The 16,626-nt window shown below is 56.5% G+C and carries 16 protein-coding genes and 1 other annotated feature; of the genes, 9 read left to right on the top strand and 7 right to left on the bottom strand.

The features are described from left to right. Position 1 precedes the first annotated feature (1 nt). Entirely contained in the window at positions 2-901 is a 900-nt protein-coding gene (hisG, locus tag F3I44_RS02400) for an ATP phosphoribosyltransferase (RefSeq protein ID WP_098052877.1), read from the bottom strand. A gap of 48 nt (positions 902-949) precedes the next feature. After that, positions 950-1,071: a sequence feature (His leader region), on the bottom strand. After that, the gene (gene hisL / locus F3I44_RS02405; protein WP_100396937.1) at positions 1,047-1,094 is read right to left on the bottom strand and encodes a his operon leader peptide; all 48 of its coding nucleotides are present in this window, start codon (positions 1,092-1,094) and stop codon (positions 1,047-1,049) included. It overlaps the preceding feature by 25 nt. Positions 1,095-1,273: 179 nt before the next feature. Here hisL and F3I44_RS02410 point away from each other — a divergent pair, with 179 nt between their 5' ends. After that, a complete protein-coding gene (locus F3I44_RS02410; RefSeq protein ID WP_150013683.1) occupies positions 1,274-2,101 on the top strand; it encodes an SDR family oxidoreductase in 828 nt (275 codons plus the stop codon). Positions 2,102-2,266: 165 nt separating this feature from the next. Here the strand turns inward: F3I44_RS02410 and F3I44_RS02415 are convergent, their stop codons facing one another. The 3 genes from F3I44_RS02415 to puuD are packed head-to-tail and all read right to left on the bottom strand — an operon-like array spanning position 2,267 to position 4,881. Next, on the bottom strand, positions 2,267-3,544 hold the full coding sequence (locus F3I44_RS02415; RefSeq protein ID WP_150013685.1) for an FAD-binding oxidoreductase: 1,278 nt from the start codon (positions 3,542-3,544) through the stop codon (positions 2,267-2,269). A gap of 19 nt (positions 3,545-3,563) precedes the next feature. Next, entirely contained in the window at positions 3,564-4,121 is a 558-nt protein-coding gene (gene puuR / locus F3I44_RS02420) for an HTH-type transcriptional regulator PuuR (protein ID WP_150013687.1), read from the bottom strand. Further along, positions 4,114-4,881 (bottom strand): gamma-glutamyl-gamma-aminobutyrate hydrolase, encoded by a 768-nt coding sequence (gene puuD, locus F3I44_RS02425; protein WP_150013689.1) that lies wholly within the window; start codon positions 4,879-4,881, stop codon positions 4,114-4,116. The genes puuR and puuD overlap by 8 nt, the downstream gene beginning before the upstream one ends. 204 nt (positions 4,882-5,085) lie before the next feature. On the opposite strand from puuD, the gene F3I44_RS02430 reads away from it, so the two are divergent. Both F3I44_RS02430 and F3I44_RS02435 read left to right on the top strand, forming a co-directional pair. Further along, a complete protein-coding gene (locus F3I44_RS02430; protein WP_150013691.1) occupies positions 5,086-6,501 on the top strand; it encodes a glutamine synthetase family protein in 1,416 nt (471 codons plus the stop codon). A gap of 402 nt (positions 6,502-6,903) precedes the next feature. Next, positions 6,904-8,262: an APC family permease gene (locus F3I44_RS02435; RefSeq protein WP_150013693.1), complete on the top strand. Its 1,359-nt coding sequence runs from the start codon at positions 6,904-6,906 to the stop codon at positions 8,260-8,262. 49 nt (positions 8,263-8,311) lie between these two features. Here the strand turns inward: F3I44_RS02435 and ygbI are convergent, their stop codons facing one another. Continuing rightward, complete coding sequence (gene ygbI / locus F3I44_RS02440) at positions 8,312-9,073, bottom strand: DNA-binding transcriptional repressor YgbI (RefSeq protein ID WP_150013695.1); 762 nt, start codon at positions 9,071-9,073, stop codon at positions 8,312-8,314. 267 nt (positions 9,074-9,340) lie between these two features. On the opposite strand from ygbI, the gene ltnD reads away from it, so the two are divergent. The 5 genes from ltnD to F3I44_RS02465 all read left to right on the top strand — a co-directional run bounded on the left by ltnD (position 9,341) and on the right by F3I44_RS02465 (position 14,413). Beyond that, positions 9,341-10,246 (top strand): L-threonate dehydrogenase, encoded by a 906-nt coding sequence (ltnD, locus tag F3I44_RS02445; protein ID WP_150013697.1) that lies wholly within the window; start codon positions 9,341-9,343, stop codon positions 10,244-10,246. Next, on the top strand, positions 10,246-11,508 hold the full coding sequence (otnK, locus tag F3I44_RS02450) for a 3-oxo-tetronate kinase (RefSeq protein WP_150013699.1): 1,263 nt from the start codon (positions 10,246-10,248) through the stop codon (positions 11,506-11,508). The genes ltnD and otnK overlap by 1 nt, the downstream gene beginning before the upstream one ends. Continuing rightward, positions 11,501-12,145, top strand: a complete 645-nt coding sequence (locus tag F3I44_RS02455; RefSeq protein WP_150013701.1) for an aldolase — start codon at positions 11,501-11,503, stop codon at positions 12,143-12,145. Before otnK ends, F3I44_RS02455 begins: the two co-directional genes overlap by 8 nt. Continuing rightward, positions 12,145-12,930 (top strand): HPr family phosphocarrier protein, encoded by a 786-nt coding sequence (locus F3I44_RS02460; protein WP_150013703.1) that lies wholly within the window; start codon positions 12,145-12,147, stop codon positions 12,928-12,930. Before F3I44_RS02455 ends, F3I44_RS02460 begins: the two co-directional genes overlap by 1 nt. Positions 12,931-13,057: 127 nt before the next feature. Then, positions 13,058-14,413: a GntP family transporter gene (locus tag F3I44_RS02465; RefSeq protein ID WP_150019281.1), complete on the top strand. Its 1,356-nt coding sequence runs from the start codon at positions 13,058-13,060 to the stop codon at positions 14,411-14,413. A 60-nt stretch (positions 14,414-14,473) separates the two neighbouring features. On the opposite strand, the gene sbcB is transcribed toward F3I44_RS02465, so the two are convergent. Next, positions 14,474-15,901: an exodeoxyribonuclease I gene (gene sbcB, locus F3I44_RS02470; RefSeq protein WP_150013707.1), complete on the bottom strand. Its 1,428-nt coding sequence runs from the start codon at positions 15,899-15,901 to the stop codon at positions 14,474-14,476. 549 nt (positions 15,902-16,450) lie between these two features. On the opposite strand from sbcB, the gene F3I44_RS02480 reads away from it, so the two are divergent. After that, positions 16,451-16,626, top strand: a 176-nt coding sequence (locus F3I44_RS02480; RefSeq protein ID WP_150019282.1) for a transposase, incomplete at its 3' end; no start/stop codon positions are given.

Raw genomic sequence — 16,626 nt, forward strand, 5'->3', positions numbered from 1 at the left:
CTTACTCCATCATCTTCTCAATAGGCAGCACCAGAATTGAACTGGCACCCAACTCTTTCAGTTTTTCCATGGTTTCCCAGAACAGGGTTTCGCTGCTGACCATGTGCATCGCCACACGGCTGACATCGCCTGCCAGCGGCAGCACGGTCGGACGTTCAGCGCCAGGCAGCAGGCTGATTACCTCTTCCAGGCGCTCACTCGGTGCGTGCAGCATGATGTACTTCGATTCACGCGCTTTAATCACGCCCTGAATACGGGTCATCATCTTGTCGATCAGCTCCTGCTTGGCGGCAGGCATTTCGCCGTCGCGCTGGATCAGGACGGCTTTTGAACGATAGATGACTTCAACTTCACGCAGGCCATTCGCTTCCAGCGTGGCACCGGTGGAGACCAGATCGCAGATGGCATCCGCCAGACCGGCACGGGTCGCCACTTCAACAGAACCGTTCAGCATACAGGTTTTAAAGCTGACGCCTTTTTTGTCGAGGTACTGTTTGAGCAGGTGCGGATAGGAGGTGGCGATGCGGGATTTATCGAGGCATTCCGGGCCGGTGTACTCGGCGTCTGTCGCCATCGCCAGTGAGAGACGGCAACCGCCGAAATCCAGGCGACGCAGCGTAAAGTAGCGCGGGTCTTCGCCCTGAGCGCGGCGTGAGAGTAACTCCTCTTCCAGCACGTTCTCACCGATAATGCCGAGATCGACCACACCGTCCATCACCAGGCCAGGGATATCGTCATCGCGCACGCGCAGGATGTCGATCGGCATGTTCTCCGCAAACGCAATCAGGCGCTGTTGCTGAAGGTTGATTTTTACGCCGCAGCGCGCCAGCAGTTCGCGTGAATCATCACTTAAACGGCCAGATTTCTGCATAGCTATGCGTAAACGGGTGTTATCTAACATGGTTCCTGTCCTCTTAATCCTGTCCTGAATGTGTGGTTACGTCAGCCCATAAAAAAACCCCCGGAAGACGATCTTCCGGGGGTTCTCTTTGCGTTCACACCACTGGAAGATCTTGAAAGTCTTCCAGCACCAATCGCCTGAAAGACTAGTCAGGATGATGGTGGTGATGATGGTTGAACTGAACGCGTGTCATAATAATCTCGTCGATGAATGCGTATTCATTTGTGGGGTTTAACCTAGCGAAGATGGCAGCACTTGGCAACACTTTTTTAAACAGGCGATTCGGAAAGCGCTGAAACAGGTTGTTGTGGTTTGCAATCCGGGGGCAAACTACGGTGAAGTCAGGGTTGATGTTTCACGTCAGGAGTCAAAATGAAGAAGGTCGCGATTGTGGGACTGGGCTGGCTGGGTATGCCGCTGGCCACGGCGTTAACGGCGCGAGGCTGGCAGGTCACCGGCAGCAAAACCACGCCAGACGGAGTTGAAGCCGCACGCCGCTGCGGCATTGAGGCGTTCCAGCTGGAACTGACGCCGGAACTGCTGTGCGATGCTGACGATATCGAGCCGCTCTTTAACGTCGATGCATTGATTGTCACGTTACCTGCCAGCCGTACTGCGGAAGGCGGTGAAGCTTATCTGCAGGCGGTGCAGAATGTGGTGGATACCGCACTGGTGTATAAAGTGCCGCGCATCATCTTTACCAGCTCAACGTCAGTCTATGGTGGCAGCTCTGGCATTAAACGGGAAAACAGCCCGCTGACCGCCGAAACGGTAGCCGGTAAAACGCTGGTCAAGCTGGAGAGCTGGCTGCACGATCTGCCAGGGACCAGCGTGGATATTGTGCGTCTGTCCGGTCTGGTCGGGCCAAAGCGCCATCCGGGTCGCTTCCTGGCCGGTAAGCAGGATGTGGCGAATGGCTCGCAGGGCGTGAATCTGGTGCATCTGGATGACGTGGTCGAGGCAATTACACTGCTGCTGCAGTCGCCAAAAGGGGGAAGGGTTTACAACCTGAGTGCGCCAAAACATCCGACGCGCGACACCTTCTATCCCGCAGTGACGCGCCAGCTTGGTCTGCAGCCGCCGCAGTTCGCGCCAGAGACCGTAAAAGACAGCGGCAAGCTGATTGATGGGTCGCGTATCTGTAACGAACTCGGGTTTGAGTATCGCTATGACGATCCGGTGAAGATGCCGCTGGAGTAAGAGGCGGCTGACGTTGATGTGGGGGCAGGGTGTCCCCACTGACACACCTCTTCTTTGCTCTCTTCATAGTTACAACATACTAAAATGGCTTGCTCTGCAGGACAGAATGAGCCCCGCAGAAAGACCGCTATCCGACTGGCCAGACACAATGCCTGGCTCTTAGTCTTACACCCCCAGCCGATCCCTCAACGCATACCATACCGCGCCCATCGCCGTCAGCGGCACCTTAAACCGCCGCCCGCCGGGAAACGGCAGGTGAGGCAGGCGAGCAAAAGCGTCAAACCGCTCGGCATCGCCGCGTAATACTTCGCTAATCAGCTTGCCGGAAAGATGGGTACTGGTGACGCCGTGACCGCTGTCGCCTTGCATAAAATAGACATTCTTCTCCATCCGGCCAAACTGCGGCATACGCGACAGCGTCAGCAGGAAATTGCCGCTCCAGCTAAAATCCAGCTTCACGTTCTGCAATTGCGGGAAAGTACGGCGCAGCTTGGGCCGGATCAGCGCTTCAATATCGGCCGGTTCCCGCGCGCCGTAGACCACGCCGCCGCCATAGAGTAGCCGGTTGTCGGCGGTCAGACGGAAGTAATCCAGCAGATAGTTACAATCCTCCACACAGTAATTGTTCGGCATCAGCGACAGTGCCTGGTCGGGTGTCAGCGGTTCGGTTGCCACAATCTGCGAGCCGCATGGCATGCTTTTCCTGCTCAGGCGTGGCTCCAGCTGGGGTGACAGATAGGCATTACCGGCGAAGATCACAAATGTCGCACTGACTTCGCCCTGAGCAGTCTTCACCCGGTTAGGTGTGCCATAAACGACATCTGTCGCCGCGGACTGTTCATAGATGCGTCCACCATGTCGACGAATTGCCTCCGCTTCTCCCAGCGCCAGGTTCAGCGGATGCAGATGGCCGCCCCGTCGATCCAGCAGCCCGCCAACATAACGTTCGGTGGCCACTTCACGGCGAATGCCCCGTTCGTCCAGCAGTTCCAGATCGTGATTGCCATACTGCTGCCATCGCGTTTTCTGTTTTTGCAGATGTGCCATCTGACGTGCATTCAGCGCTGCAAAAATGCCGCCGGGCCGGTAGTCACAGTCAATTGCATACCGCTTAATACGATCGCGGATAATCTCAGCGCCTTCAAACATCATACTGCCCAGCATGCGGGCGCTCTCTTTGCCGTAGCGTTGTTCAATCACATCCACATCGCGGCTGTAGGAGTTCACCACCTGACCGCCGTTTCGCCCGCTGGCACCGAAGCCAACCCGCGCCGCTTCCAGCACGACCACGTCGTAGCCCACCTCGGTCAGATGCAGCGCCGCTGAAAGACCGGTGAAACCGCCGCCAATAATGCAGACGTCACACTGAATGCTCTCCTGTAAGGTTGGCCAGGGCGCATGCGGATTGGCGGTCGCTGCGTAATAACTCTCCACATAATTCATAACAACCTCCGGGAAGCGCCTAAAAGTTGGCTGGCGTGTGGGCACTGACAATGCGGCAGGGGAATTCAGCCCTGTTGGTGAAGCTGTGCGGTAAGCCGGTATCAATTACATAGCTCTCTCCGGCAGAGAGATGAAACTGCTGACCGTTAATGACCAGCGTAATTTCGCCTTCCAGTAGCGTGCCGGTCTCTTCGCCCGGATGACGCAGTTTTTCGCCGGTGCTGGCACCGGGTTGATAGGTCTCCAGCAGCATGCCCAGCGTGCGCTGCGCACGACCATTGTCGATGAGCTTAAGCGACACACCCTGGCTGCCAATCTCCAGCAGATCGCTGGGGCGGACAATCACCTTCGGCTCTGCATGGGGTTTGGGTTCCGAAAAAAATTCCGACAGTGACAGCCCATAGACTTTCAGCAGCTTCTGCAGGGTGCTGACCGCCGGGCTGACCTTATCCTGCTCAATGGTGCTGATGGCGCTGTGGGTCAGTCCGGCCAGTTCAGCTACGCGACGTTGCGACAATCCCATCGTCTGTCGAATCTGCGCCAGCCGTCGTCCCGGTGCCAGCGTGACATCACTCATCTGCTTTTCCCCTGTGATAGCGAATGGCGGCCTGAATAAAGCCGCTGAACAGTGCCTGCGATCCCGCCGTGCTTTCCGGCTGCCACTCGGGGTGCCACTGCACCGCGAGGGCGAAGGGATGATGACGCAGACTCACCGCCTCAATCAGGCCATCCGGCGCGCGTGCCTCAACGCGCAGTTGCGGCCCCGGTTCGCGTATGCCCTGATGATGCAGAGAATTGACTGCAAGCGATTTGCTGCTGTCCAGCAGCGTTGCCAGCAGGCCATCCGGTTCGATAGTGATCGGATGCGCTGTCGCATACTGCTGCTCCAGTGGCAGCGTCTCATCTTCATGATGACGCTGAAATTCTGACTGCTCACTGAGATCCCGCCACAGCGCGCCACCATTGGCCACCACCAGCTCCTGCAGTCCACGGCAGATGCCCAACATCGGCATTTTGTGGCTGGTGGCCCAGGTGATCAGCTGAAAGGCGAGACGGTCGCGGCCCGGATCGGCGTGCGACTCTTCACCGGCTTCGCCATAATGCCAGGGTTCGATATTGCTGGGACTGCCGGTGAGCAGCAGGCCATCCAGCACAGCCATAGCGTTTTCTGATAGATGAGGCGCATTAATAAGACTATGGGGCAGGGCGAGGGGCACGCCACCCGCCAGGACAACCGCATCAATATATTTGTTATGCACCGTCTGAGTCGCATGGCCGCCCAAATTTTTCTGGCACATCACTACGCCAATCAACGGTTTGTCAAAAATAAAGCCCATCTTACGTCCTCGCATTACTGGTCGAAATATCTACCGAAAAGGCACGTCTGGCGGTTAAGTGTGCAATATTTTTTCAATCTAGCAATCTGCTGTTTGTTCTTCAAACAGATTTGTTACATTTGCACACTTTTTATGTTGGCGCTATGTTAGTGGTGTGGCTGTTATTTTGAGCATTACGCAAACCTAATAGGGGCGGGTGAGATCATGACTAACCTGGTAGAAGTGGAAGACTTCACGCTTCACAGTGAAGAGAAACGAACCAGCGCGTTCCAGCTTGAGGTGAAAACCTGGCTGGAGCGCCATCCTGAAACGCAGTATGTTGACATCCTGTTAAATGATTTAAATGGTGTGTTCCGCGGCAAGCGCATTCCGGTCTCTGCGCTGCCTAAGCTGGAAAAAGGATGTTATTTCCCCGCCTCAGTGTTTGCTATGGATATCCTCGGCAACACGGTGGAAGAAGCGGGACTCGGCCAGTCTCTTGGTGAACCCGACAATCTCTGTCTGCCCGTTAGCGGCACGTTAGTTCCCTCCGCCTCTGACCCTGAACACATTGCGCAGCTGCTGTTAACCATGTGCAACCAAGATGGCACTCCCTTTGACGTTGAACCCCGAAATGTCCTCAACCGACTGTGGCAACAGTTGCGCAACCGAGGTCTGTTTCCGGTGGTAGCGGTAGAGCTGGAGTTCTATCTGGTAGATAAAAAGCGCGATGCTGAAGGCTTTATCCAGCCGCCCTGTTCGCCTGGCAGCGATGAACGCAATATGCAGAGCCAGGTCTACTCGGTCGATAATCTCGATCACTTTGCTGATGTCCTGCGCGATATTGACGATCTGGCCCGTCAGCAGGGCATACCGGCTGATGGTGCGCTGGCGGAAGCCTCCCCCGGACAGTTTGAGATCAACCTGCATCATACCCGCGACGTGCTGCGCGCCTGCGACCATGCGGTGCAGCTGAAGCGCCTGATTCGTCAGGTCGCGGAGAATCACGGCATGACCGCCACCTTTATGGCGAAGCCTTACGAGGAGTATGCGGGCAGCGGGATGCACGTGCACATCAGCATGCTGGATGCCGCCGATCACAACGCCTTCGCCTGCGATGACGGCAGCGATTCACCGCTGATGAAACGTGCGCTGGCGGGCATGATCGACCTGATGCCTGCGTCAATGGCGCTGCTGGCACCCAATGTAAATGCCTATCGCCGCTTTGTCCCTGAAGCCTATGTGCCGTTACAGGCTTCGTGGGGTCATAACAACCGGACCGTTGCGCTGCGCGTGCCTTGCGGAGATATCGATAACCATCGCATTGAGTATCGGGTGGCGGGCGCTGATGCTAATCCCTATCTGGTCGTCTCGGCTATCCTTGCCGGGATGCTGCATGGGCTGGATACGCAGCTACCATTACCGCATCCGGTCACCGGCAACGGACACCATGCCGAGGGGCTTGCCCTGCCAATCCGGCAGAGCGATGCGCTGTATGAGTTTGACAGCAGCTATCCGCTGCAGAAGTTACTGGGCGAACGCTTTGCCAGTGTCTGGCACAGCTGCAAGCATCACGAACTGATGCAGTTTGAACGACTGATTACGTCTACGGAAATAGACTGGATGCTGAAAAACGCCTGATGGTTTTTTCAGCGTTACTCTGTCGCGATTTTTTTTGCATAAGATGCCCCAACGGCTTGTATTACTGCCACGGGTTAGGGCAGAATACGCGGCCTGCAAAATCAGTGATAACCGACGCTTAACGCGCCGGTTATTTTTTTGCATCCAGTTTTAACAAAGCGTTTTTACTGACTTAACCGAGGCCGGGCACGCACCCGGATAGATAAACACTGAAAACACGCGTAAGCGTGAGATTGAGGATGACAAAGATGGGGATGTTTTTCACTCTGCCAGCCAACGCTGGTACGCGTTTTCGTGATGACTACGGTGCCGCGTCAACCGCTAACCTTACTCCCTGTCGCTTAATGCGCAGTTGCCCTGTGACCCAGCCCAGCCAGGTTGTCGCACATGGGGGACTGAAGCATGTCGCTTAATACCTCCGCCGCACCGCAGCGTGCACAACTCAAAAAGACGCTAACGTTACTTCCGGTCGTCATGATGGGCTTAGCCTACATGCAGCCTATGACCCTGTTCGATACCTTTGGCATCGTTTCCGGGCTGACCGATGGTCACGTCGCCACCGCTTATGCTTTCGCGCTGATTGCGATTCTGTTCACTGCCGTGAGTTACGGTAAGCTGGTACGCCGCTTCCCCTCTGCGGGCTCCGCTTATACTTATGCTCAGAAGGCGATCAGTCCGCACGTCGGCTTTATGGTCGGCTGGTCATCACTGCTGGACTACCTGTTCATGCCGATGATCAACATCCTGCTGGCTAAAAACTATTTCGAATCACTGGTGCCGGGCATCCCGTCGTGGATCTTCGTGGTGTTGCTGGTCGGCTTTATGACGCTCTCTAACCTCAAGGGCATCAAAACCGTCGCCAACTTCAACAGTCTCATTGTGGTGCTGCAGGTCATTGTCATGGTCGGGATCACCGGCATGGTGATCTACGGTGTGGCAAGCGGCGTTGGTTCCGGTACGCTGGTGAGCAGCCGTCCGTTCTGGTCTGAGAATGCGCACGTGGTGCCGATGATTACCGGTGCGACCATACTCTGCTTCTCGTTCCTCGGCTTTGATGGCATCAGTTCGCTGTCGGAAGAGACCAAAGATGCTGAACGCACCATTCCACGCGCTATTTTCCTGACGGCGCTGATTGGCGGCGTGATCTTTATCGCGGCATCTTACTTCCTGCAGCTCTACTTCCCGGACATCACCCGTTTCCAGGATCCGGACTCCTCACAGCCTGAGATTATGCTGTTCGTAGCCGGTAAAGCGCTGCAGGTCGGTATCCTGATCTTCTCGGTGGTCACGGTACTGGCATCCGGTATGGCGGCGCACGCAGGCGTATCGCGTCTGATGTATGTGATGGGCCGTGATGGTGTATTCCCGGAGCGTTTCTTCGGTTACATCCATCCAAAATGGCGTACTCCGTCGCTCAACGTGCTGCTGGTGGGTGCGATTGCGCTGATGGCGATTAACTTTGACCTGGTCACCGCGACCGCGCTGATTAACTTCGGTGCGCTGGTGGCGTTTACCTTCGTAAACCTGTCGGTGATCGCCCAGTTCTGGATCCGTGAGAAGCGTAACCGCACGCTGAAAGATCACGTTCAGTATCTGCTGCTGCCGCTGCTCGGCGCGATAACGGTCGGTGCATTGTGGGTGAATCTGGAAGAGAGTTCTATGGTTCTGGGCCTGATCTGGGCCGCCATCGGGATTATCTACCTGGCATTCGTGACCCGCAGCTTCCGTAATCCGGTGCCGCAGTTCAGCGAAGAAGTTTAATCGTGCTCACGTTGCCGCCTTCCGGGCTTTATCGGGAAGGCGGCAACCGTTAACCGGCCAGCACCAGTTCCAGGTTGCCCGCGCTTAACAGTGCCCGCCCCGCATCACTCAGTTTGTTGTCCGTCACCACCTGATCAAACCTCTCCAGCGGTAACGCCAGAAACGTCGCTATTCTGTTGTACTTCGAACTGTCGCTCAGTAAAACCCGTTTGCTGCTTACTTCGCTTACTGCCTGCTTCACCATCACTTTATCTTCATCCGGTGTAAACAAGCCGCGTGGCCCCCAGCAGGAGGCAGAGATAAAGGCGATATCAATGGCCAGATTGCGCAGGCTGCGTGCTGCGGATTCTCCGACGCAGGAGCGGTTCTCCCGGCATACGGTGCCGCCCGTGTGGATCACCCGGCACTGACTCGCTTCCATCAGCAGATTCGCCACCATGAAATCATTGGTCACCACCAGTAAATCATCACGATCCACGACTTCCTGTGCCAGCGCTAAGGTCGTGGTCCCGGCATCCAGATAGATGCAGCTGTTACGGGGAATGTGACGGGCAGCGGTGCGGCCAATAGCGCGCTTTTCATCGTTGTACAGGGTGCTTTTCGTCAGATGAGACGGTTCAGCCGCCAGTCGATCGGCAGAACGCACCCCGCCGGAAACCGACAGCACAGCACCTTGTTCCTCCAGTTTCTGCACATCCCGGCGTATGGTCATGTGTGACACGCCAAGCCGCTCAGTTAACTCAGCAATGCTCACCACGCCACGATCGGCCACCAGTGCCAGAATCTGTTGATGACGTTCAACCGGAATCATATCTGCTCCCTGATAATTACCATTTTTTCACATTATAAAGTATCTGCCATTCAACCAGAACAAAAAATAACAGCTGATACAGGACGGAGAACGGGTTTTATCGGTCTGATTTAAGGTGCATACAGTAAAATATGCGATGTTAAAAATTGTTCGCGTTCACATTATCGATGTTTTTTTGTGAAGGGCGGCACATTTTTGTCAACCGGAAGCTGGCAGGATTAACAGTAACAAACAAATAATCACTTAATTTAACAGTGGAGGCGTAACGTGCCAGCTGAAAACATCTGCGTTATCGGGTTGGGTTCCATGGGGATGGGTGCGGCGAAGTCCTGTCTGCGCGCCGGACTCAACACCTGGGGGGTCGATTTGAATCCTGCAGCCCTGGAGAGCTTACGCCAGGCCGGCGCACGTGATGCGCAGACTTCCGCCTCTGCCTTTGCAGACCAGCTCGATGCCATTTTGCTGCTGGTGGTCAATGCAAAGCAGGTTAACGCCATCCTGTTCGGTGAAGATGGCCTGGCCGCAAAACTGCGTCCGGGGACGGTGGTGATGGTCTCATCCACACTTTCCGCGCAGGATGCGCAGCAAATTGAACAACGGCTGGCTGAACATCAGTTGCAGATGCTGGATGCCCCGGTCTCGGGCGGCGCGGCCAAAGCGGCCAGCGGTGAAATGACGGTGATGGCATCCGGCAGTGATGCGGTCTTTACGCAACTGCAACCGGTGCTAAATGCCGTCGCCGCCAAAGTTTATCGCGTGGGCAGTGAGATTGGCCTTGGGTCAACGGTCAAAATTATTCATCAGCTACTGGCGGGCGTTCATATTGCGGTGGGCGCAGAGGCGATGGCACTGGCGGCGCGAGCCGGTATTCCGCTGGAAACCATGTATGAAGTGGTCACCAATGCCTCAGGCAACTCGTGGATGTTCGAGAACCGTATGAAGCATGTGGTAGACGGCGACTACAGCCCGAAATCAGCCGTCGATATCTTTGTGAAAGATCTCAACCTGGTGGCCGATACCGCGAAGTCACTGCACTTCCCGCTGCCGCTGGCCTCGACCGCCCTGAATATGTTTACCGAAGCCAGCAACGCCGGTTATGGCCGGGAAGATGACAGTGCGGTGATTAAGATCTTCAGCGGTATCACGCTGCCGCAGGCAGGGGAGAACAGTTGATGCGTCTTGGTGTTATAGCGGACGATTTTACCGGCGCAACGGATATCGCCAGTTTTCTGGTGCAGAACGGCCTGACGACCATTCAGTTCAACGGCATTCCCGCCAGCGAAGAGATGACAAAGGCACAGGCGATTGTGATCAGCCTGAAGAGCCGTTCCTGCCCGGCTGATCAGGCGGTTGCGCAGTCGCTTGCCGCGCTGGCGTGGCTGCAAAAGCAGGGCTGCGAGCGCTTCTACTTCAAATATTGCTCCACCTTCGACAGCACCGCGCAGGGCAATATCGGTCCGGTGACCGATGCGTTGCTGAATGCGCTGGGTGAGGCGCAGACGGTCATCTGCCCGGCGCTGCCGGTGAACGGGCGCACCGTCTATCAGGGTTATCTGTTTGTCGGCGATCAGCTGCTGTCCGATTCCGGCATGCGGCACCATCCGGTTACGCCGATGCAGGACAGCAACCTGATGCGTCTGATGACCTCGCAGGCAACCGGCAAAGCCGGGCTGATCGCCGCAGCACAGATCGATCAGGGCGCGGAGTCAGTACGTCAGGCGCTGGACCAGCTGGCGGAGCAGGGCATCAACTACGTTGTCACTGACACCCTGCATCAGGGGCATCTGTTGACGCTGGGTGAAGCACTCAGTGACAGGCGGCTGGTGACCGGCGGCTCCGGGCTGGCTATCGGTCTGGCGCGGCAGTGGGCGACGGCTGAGACGGATGCAGAGGCGGAAAAGGCAGGCCGTCCGCACGGCGATCGCGCCGTGGTGCTCTCCGGTTCCTGCTCGCAGATGACTAATCGTCAGGTTGCCGCGTACCGCCAGCTGGCACCGGCCTGCGAAATAGAGATTGAACATTGTCTGGAAGATGCAGAGGGGTATGCCCGGCAGCTGTGCGACTGGGTGGAAGCCAACAGCCATCAGACGCTGGCCCCGCTGCTTTATGCCACCGCTGATGCGCAACAGTTGCAGGTGATTCAGCAGCGCTATGGTGCGCAGCGCAGCAGCGAAGCCGTTGAGCAGCTGTTTGCCGCCGTCACCCGTGAGCTGAAAGGGCGCGGCTGGCAGCGCTTTATTGTGGCGGGAGGGGAAACCTCCGGCGTGGTGGCGCAGAGCCTGGGCGTAACCGCCTTTCACATCGGTCCGACCATCTCGCCCGGCGTGCCCTGGGTGCGCGACATTCATCAGCCGCTCTCGCTGGCACTGAAATCGGGCAATTTTGGCGACGAAGATTTCTTCCGCCGCGCGCAAACGGAGTTTACCTATGTCTGAATCTTTCCTTTTAGCGGAGCAGCAGGCGCGTGATGAAATGGTCCGTCTCGGGGCCTCGTTCTTTCAGCGTGGCTATGCCACCGGTTCAGCGGGCAACCTCTCAATGTTGCTGGCGGATGGCAATCTGCTGGCGACCCCTACCGGCTCCTGCCTCGGGGAATTACAGGGTGACCGGCTGTCGAAAGTGACGCCTGAGGGGGAATGGCTCTCTGGCGATAAACCCTCCAAAGAAATTGCGTTTCACCGCGCGCTCTACCTCAATAATCCCGACTGCCGCGCAGTGGTGCATTTGCATAGCCACTACCTGACGGCGCTCTCCTGTTTACAGGGGCTGGATACGGACAGCTGCATCCGTCCGTTTACCCCTTATGTGGTAATGCGCGTCGGTGATGTGCCTGTTGTGCCTTATTACAAGCCGGGCGATGAACGTCTGGCCGACGATCTGGCGGTGCTGGCGCCGCGCTACCGCGCCTTCCTGCTGGCGAATCACGGCCCGGTGGTAGTGGGGAAATCCTTACAGGAAGCGGCGGACAATACAGAAGAGCTGGAAGAGACCGCCCGTCTGATCTTTACCCTGGGTGACCGCCCGATCCGCTATCTCAATGATGCCGAAGTGGCAGAACTCAGGAGCCGATAATGCCGAAGTTTGCTGCTAACCTTTCGACGCAGTTTAATGAGTATCCGTTCGCTGAGCGTTTCGCCGCGGCTGCGGAAGCCGGTTTTACGGCGGTCGAATTTCTGTTTCCTTATGACTATCCCGCCGCGCAGATAAAACAGTGGCTCGATGAGAACCTGCTGCAACTGGTGCTGTTCAATACCGCGCCGGGCAATGTCGCAGCGGGTGAGTGGGGCGTCTCCGCCATCCCCGGACGGGAAGCGGAAGCAAAGGCGGATATCGACCGCGCGCTGAGCTATGCGCTGGCGCTGAACTGCCCGCAGGTTCACATTATGGCGGCGACGGTGCCGCCCGGTGCCGATCGTCAGCGCTATGTTGAGACCTTTATCAGCAACATGCGCTATGCGGCTGAGCGCTTTGCGCCGCACGGCATCAGCCTGCTGATCGAAGCACTTAACCCTGTAACCAAACCCAATTATCTCTACGCCAGCCAGTATCAGACGCTGGAGATGGTTGAACAGATCGACCGGCCGAACGTGTTCACTCAGCTCGACCTGTTTCATGCACAGCGGGTAGACGGCAACCTCAGCCATCTGATTCGACACTATGCGGGACGTTATCGCCACGTACAGATTGCGTCAGCACCGGATCGCCATGAGCCGGATGAGGGGGAAGTTAACTATCCCTGGCTCTTCTCACTACTGGATGAGGTTGGCTATTCCGGCTGGGTCGGCTGCGAGTATATCCCGCGTGGCGACACCAACGCTGGCCTGAGCTGGTTTGCTCCCTGGAAATTAAAAGCCTGATTTAACGCACTGTAAAAAAACCGGTGTTTCAGCACCGGTTGGGACAGGCTCGCCCTTTATCTGGCCCTGCACCTGCTTACCCTGTACGTCGATAACCCAAAAAATATAACAATTTCTGAGGTTTACTATGTCCACCGCACTGCTGTTAGCCATAGCGACCGCCAGCATCGTGATCCTGCTGCTGCTGGTCATCAAAGCCAAAGTTCATCCGTTTGTCGCCCTGCTGATTGTCAACCTGCTGGTGGCTATCGCGACCGGCATTCCGGCTGAGAAAATCATGGAGACGATTATCACCGGGATGGGCGGGTTGCTCGGTCATATCACCATCATCATCGTGCTGGGAGCCATGCTCGGGGCGATTATTAAAGCCTCAGGGGGTGCTGAATCGCTGGCGCAACGCTTTAGTAAAACGCTGGGGCTGAAGCGCACCGTCGCCGCTTTAACCATGGCGGCTTTTATTCTGGGTATTCCGGTATTTTTCGAAGTGGGCTTTATCATCGTTATCCCGCTGATTTATGGCTTCACTAAGGTGGCGCGGGTCTCACCGCTGAAGTTTGGCCTGCCGATGGCGGGCGTTATGCTGACGGTGCACGTGGCGCTGCCGACCCATCCGGGCGCAGCGGCGGCCGCCGGGATCCTGCACACCGACATGGGCTGGCTGATGATGCTGGGTATCGCGATTTCCGTGCCGGTCGGAATAATTGGCTACTACGTAGCGAAAGTGATGAACCGTCGCCATTATCATCTGTCGGTCGACGTGCTGGAACAATTGCAGATGGCGAAGCCAGAGGGGCAGGAAAAGAAGCATGAACCGGCCCCGCCTGGCGCGCTGACTATCAGTGGCCTGATTGTGGTCCCGATTGTATTGATCGTGCTGGGAACGCTGTCCCACACGCTGCTGGCGGAAGGCAGTCTGCTGCGTAACGTTATGACCGTGATTGGCACGCCGCCGATTGCTCTGCTGCTTGCCTTAGGACTGGCGGCCTGGCTGCTTGGCGTGCGGCGTGGCTGGAGCAAAGACAAGCTGGAAGATCTGACCGGACGGGCCATTCCCACCTCTGCCAGCGTGATTCTGGTGGCCGGTGCGGGTGGGGCCTTCGGTAAAGTGCTGGTGGAGTCAGGGGTCGGAAAAGCGCTGGCGGTCACGCTGGAAACGCTGCATCTGCCGCTGGTGCCGGCTGCGTTTATCCTGTCGCTGGCGCTGCGTGCGTCACAGGGCTCAGCCACCGTCGCTATCCTGACCACCAGCGGTCTGCTGACGCAGGCGGTGACAGGCGTCATGGATATGCAGCGGGTTCTGGTCACACTGGCGGCCTGTTTCGGCGGCCTGGGTCTGTCTCACGTCAATGATGCGGGATTCTGGGTGGTCACCCGTTATCTGGGGCTTTCGGTGGCAGACGGTTTACGCACCTGGACGGTGCTGACGACGATAATGGGATTAAGCGGGTTTGTGCTGACCTGGCTGGTGTGGACGATGCTCTGATTGAGCAGGACAGGAAAGCCTGACCCGGCAGGGGATGCCGGGTCAGGCTTTCTCATGGGTTCAGGAAACCAGCTCCTGCGCATAAAGATAGAGCGCTTTGAGCTGCCCAACCTTTTCTGCATCAGCTTCATGCAGATTAGCCAGTCCTTCCAGTTCCTGCATAAACGCCTGCACCCGATCACCGTTCAGCACGTCACGGCGATGCTGCAACCAGCGCTGTTGCTCGGCATCATCCAGCGTGCCGGGGAAGTTACGCGCCCGGTAGCGAAACAGCAATTTCGCCACCCGCGCACTCTCAAAGCTCAGGTCAAGCGCAGGCAGATTGGCGGGCGCGGTCTGGCGGATAATATTCATTCCGGCACGGTCGGCATCACTGAAGAACCCATCATAGAGCTGCGTGTCCACATCGTCTGACGGTGTGAACGGCTCGGCTTCGGCAAACAGCGTGACCAGTTTTTCCCGCACGTCAGGCTGCTGACGCAACAGGGCCAGATTCGCCAGGCAGTGCTGACGATCGATGCCCAGACGGGCCGCATCTTCCGGACGCAGCGTACTGGCAGGAGCCAGCACCGGACACTTGTTAATATGTACCAGTTTAACCGGCACCGCAGGCAGATCGCCGAGGTCGTTTTTCGCCGTGTAAAGACGTTCACGCAGCGTGTCAGCATCCAGTTGCAGCAGCGGTGACATATCGCCCGCCAGATCCACCACAATCAACGCATTGCGGTTATCGGGATGCCAGGCCAGCGGCACGATCCAGCTGGTGTTGCCACGCGCCGCGCCGAACATGCCAGAGACATGGACCAGCGGCTTCATCTGCGGGATGTCGATCAGGTTCATCAGCTTGTTTTTATTGCGATGGGTAAACAAAAACTCAAACAGTTTCGGCTGCTTCTCTTTTACCAGCTTTGCCATCGCCAGCGTGGCGTAAACATCGGACATCGCATCGTGCGCATTTTCATGGGCCACGCCGTTGGCTTTGGTCAGATGCTCCAGCCGGAAGCTGGGATAGCCTTCTTCATTTTCCGGCCAGTTGATCCCGTCAGGCCGCAGCGCATAGCAGGCACGCATCACGTCGAGCAGGTCCCAGCGTGAGTTGCCGTTTTGCCAGGCCCAGCCGTAAGGATCAAAAAAGTTGCGATAGAAGATATTACGCGTCACTTCATCATCGAAACGCACGTTGTTGTAGCCCACCACGCAGGTTTGTTCGGTGGTGAACAGCTTATGAATGCGTTCGGCAAACTCTGCTTCGATGACGCCGCGGCTCATCGCTATCTGCGGGGTGATGCCGGTAATCATGACCGCTTCGGGCTGTGGCAGATAGTCATCAGGTGGACGGCAGTAGAACACTTCTGGCTCGCCGACCGGATTGAACTCACTGTCGGTGCGCAGGCCGGCAAACTGGGCGGGCCGGTCACGAGAGGGGCTGGTGCCGAAGGTTTCATAATCGTGGAAGAGGAAGGTAGGTTGTACGCTGTCGTTTTTCAATGTGCATTACCGTTCGTCATTGTTCATTAACAGGCTGATTTAAAACATTTTTAATCATTTTATCGCCTTTATTTGGTCACTCTTGCCTATTTTTGTTTGTTGCTGTTCGCAGATGTACATTCAATATTGTGTACCATTCCAGTACCGAAACCACATTTTGCTGCGTACCAAAAATTATTATGGCGCTGAGTGACACTAAATTACGCTCTATACATGGTAAACCATATTCCGGTCCGGCTGAAATTTCAGATGCGGATGGGCTGGGGACACAGCTCACCAAACAGGATAGATTCTGATTCAGTATCGCTACAGGCTGAACGGTAAAAGCCCAGCGGCTGAGTTTAGCTGATATCCTGCACTGGCTCTTCAGGATGCCTGAAATCGGGTTAAAGCCATTGCCATACTGCGTGTAATCTGGTCGCAGATGCAGGGAGTCTGGCAGTGAAAAGGGGGATGGCGTGGGAATGGGTAGTAGTTGTGACCTGCCCCCCGTTGATTAATACACCACGATGTTAGTAATGTCTTCATAAGCCACATGAGGACATCCCCATGAAGAAGCGTTTTTCCGACGAACAGATCATCAGTATTCTTCGCGAGGCTGAAGCCGGGGTTTCTGCCCGTGAACTCTGCCGTAAGCACGCCATTTCTGACGCCACCTTTTACACCTGGCGCAAGAAGTATGGCGGTATGGGGGTGCCCGAGGTTAAGCGCCTGAAGTCGCTTGA

Source organism: Pantoea sp. F_5, assembly GCF_008631595.1.
GTDB lineage: Bacteria > Pseudomonadota > Gammaproteobacteria > Enterobacterales > Enterobacteriaceae > Pantoea > Pantoea gossypiicola.